The organism is Aquimarina sp. 433 (assembly GCF_054054605.1).
The window spans coordinates 1-1,057 of the sequence record NZ_JBSWZK010000030.1; the positions used below are offsets into that span (position 1 = coordinate 1).

Genomic DNA, 1,057 nt, shown 5'->3' on the forward strand with positions numbered 1-1,057 from the left:
GATTGTTCAATTAATTTTGTTAGTTCTTTTCCATTATTGCAAATGTTAATCAAAAACTCACCTTTCAATATGCCATTGATTCGTTCAGCAATTGCATTTTGATAACAATCATATCCATCAGTCATTGATGGGATTATCTGGTGTTTTTTTAGTTCTGATTGATATATGGATGAACAGTACTGTAATCCTCTATCAGAATGATGTATCAAATTTTTAGTAGTCTTCCTGTTATGAGTTGCCATTTTGATAGCTTTTACTACATTTTCTGCACTCATATCATCACTAAGGTGATACCCCATTATTTTCCTGCTATAAGCATCAGTAACCAATGATAAATAGTGAGTTCTTTCTCTACTTTTTATATAGGTGATATCACTAACAAAAAACTCTTCTGGTCTTGAAGGATTGATATCTTTCATTAAATTAGGATGTTTTCTAAGCCAATGTTTAGAATTTGTGGTCTTTGTATAGTTTTTCTTTGGTTTTATCAACAGGGATTCACTACGCAGGTAATCAAATAGTGCATCTCTTCCTATTTTGATTCCTTGATCATCAAACTCTTCTTTGAGTAAAAAATATAGTTTCCTAGTGCCTAACCTAGGCATATCCTTGCGTACTTGTTGTACCAGATATTTTACCTGACTAAGTTGCTTACTACGAGCTAATGATCGTTTTTGTGATTGATAGATCGCCTGTCTACTCATCCCAAACAATCCACAACAACGTGATAAACTCACTTTTTGTTGTTGTCTGATGCGCTGAATTGTTGAGATAAAAACTTTTTTCTAATAGAGGTACCATATTGACTATCTGAGATGTCAATCATGGTATTGAGAATATCATTCTTAAGCTTTTCATCTGAGAGCTCTCGCTCTAAACGCTTGATCTTTTGTGCTGGTGTTTCTTTGGACTGAGGCATTTGATGTTTAATAGGTTTACTCCAGTCTAAGGTACCATGTTTTCTCAACCAAACCAAAACAGTACTTCTTCCCTGTATACCATAAGCTTTTTGTGCTTGTTTATAGGTCATTTCGCCTTTTTCTACTTGAGCAACTAC

1 pseudogene is annotated in these 1,057 nt (G+C 34.0%); it reads right to left on the reverse strand.

From position 1 onward, the window contains the following. Nucleotides 1-1,057: pseudogene (locus tag ACWNT5_RS24205) on the reverse strand (IS3 family transposase); the annotation flags it as partial.